We start from the raw sequence: 1,962 nt of genomic DNA on the forward strand, positions 1-1,962 counted from the left end.
TCGCGCACCGGTTCCGGCACGGCCGCGATGATCTCGCGGGCCTCGGCCAGCAACTCCGTCCCGTCCGCGCTCAACTGGGTCGGTTGTGCGCCCGGGCCGCGCCATGCGCGGACCTCGCCCAGCACGGCAAACCTCAACACCGCAACACTCAAAAAAACCAACCTCCCCGTTCGGGAGTGTAGAGGGATGGAGTTCGCGACGATTCGCCGACTATCCTGCACCGATTCGCCTCCGCCATCGTGGAACATCGGCCCGGATGTCCGGGACCGTCAATCCGCCGGTGTCCGACCGCTCTTCGTTGGTGAACCGTTGGTCGCCGCCAAGCCGCCGGTCGCAACCTGGTCGCAGGCGTCGCCCCGGAGGCGATGCCCCGACCACCCCGGAGGCATCCCATGCGGGCGAAATCCGCCGCCGTCCTCGCACTCTGCGCCGTGTCCTTCGGACTGGCGGCCTGTGATCCGCAGTCCACACCCGCGACCGTCACCCCCACCGCACCGGTCACCGTCACCCCGACCACCACGACCACCGCCGCAAAGGGCGCGGGCCGGTTCGTGATCATCAGCCAGGGCGAGCTGAAGGGCGCCAAAGGGACGCTGAGCTACGACCTCACCGTCCCGGGACTGGGTGTCGAGGGCACGGGCGTGAACTACGAGGCGGCCCGGGCGTTCAACAGCTGCATGAACTCTCGCGCAAACGCCTTCGTGACCCAGTACGCGCAGGCCAAGAGCATCACCGACCCGAACAAGCGCTCCAAGGTCGAGCACATCGGCACGCATGTGCTCAGCGGAATGCTGTTGGTGAGTGTCGACGGCGGCGGCAACCACCCCGAGGTCCTCCTGTCGACCTGTGTGATCGACGCCGACACCTCCGGCGAGCTCGGTTTCGGCGATGTGTTCGTCGATCAGGCCAAGGGCCTGCAGCTGCTCTCGGAGGAGGCGGCCAAGCGGCTGCCCGGGACCCGCGCCGGTGACGGCTACAACAAGGAGGGCATCGCCGCCACGGCCGAGAACTTCAAGTCCTGGACCGCGACGCCCGCGGGCATGCACGTGTATTTCGATCAGGGCATCGTGGCCACCGAGGCCGCGGGCGCGATCGACATCACGGTGCCGTGGTCGGCGCTGCGGGCGCAGTTGAAGCCGGGCCTGTTCGAGGTGCTGTCGAGTTGAGGCCGAGCCGTGTCGAGTTGATAAGGCGCAGGCCCACATCCGCGACGTACCCTGAGCCCGTGGCGACCATCGGTGACACGTCGCGCCCGGGGGGCATCGGTACGGCGGGTGCGGCGCGACCGGCCATCGCCCTGGTCACGGTGACCGCGGTGCTGTTCGTCACCTTCCTCGACACCACGGTCGTCAGCGTCGCCCTGGCCGACATCCGCTCCGATTTCAGCACCGACGTGAGCCTGCTGCAGTGGGTCGTCAACGCCTACACGCTCGTCTTCGCCAGCCTCATGCTGGCCGCCGGATCGCTCGGCGACCGGTGGGGCCGCAAACGGGTGATGATCGGTGGGCTCGCGATCTTCTGTGCGGGATCGGTGATTTCGGCGCTGGCCTCCGGCGTGCCCGCGCTCATCGTGGGTCGCGCGATCATGGGTGTCGGCGCGGCCGCGTCCGAGCCGGGCACGCTTTCGGTACTGCGGCAGGTGTTTCCGGACGCGAAGCAGCGGGCCAAGGCGCTGGGCGTGTGGTCGGCGGTGTCCGGGCTCGCGCTGGCCGCGGGACCGGTGCTGGGCGGGGTGCTCGTCGACGCGTACGGATGGCGGTCGATCTTCTGGTTGAACGTGGTGATCGGGGTCGTGGTGTTCGCGGCCGCGCTGCGCTACGTCCCCGAGAGCTCGGATCCGCAACCGGGGCCGCTGGATTGGGCCGGATCACTGCTGGGCGCGCTCGCGCTGGGCACGGTGATCTACGCGGCGATCAGCGGTGAGAACCGCGGTTACGGCGCGCCGTCGGTGGTGGCGCTGTT

The 1,962-nt window shown here is 69.1% G+C and carries 2 protein-coding genes; both read left to right on the forward strand.

What is annotated here, in order from left to right; all coding sequences use genetic code 11:
• Positions 1-392 precede the first annotated feature (392 nt).
• Positions 393-1,166 (forward strand): RsiV family protein, encoded by a 774-nt coding sequence (locus tag ACWELQ_RS44785; protein WP_452403038.1) that lies wholly within the window; start codon positions 393-395, stop codon positions 1,164-1,166.
• Between the two features lie 59 nt (positions 1,167-1,225).
• The coding region (locus ACWELQ_RS44790; protein WP_452403039.1) for an MFS transporter at positions 1,226-1,962 on the forward strand (737 nt) is incomplete at its 3' end.

Source organism: Nocardia sp. NPDC004722 (genome assembly GCF_053601505.1).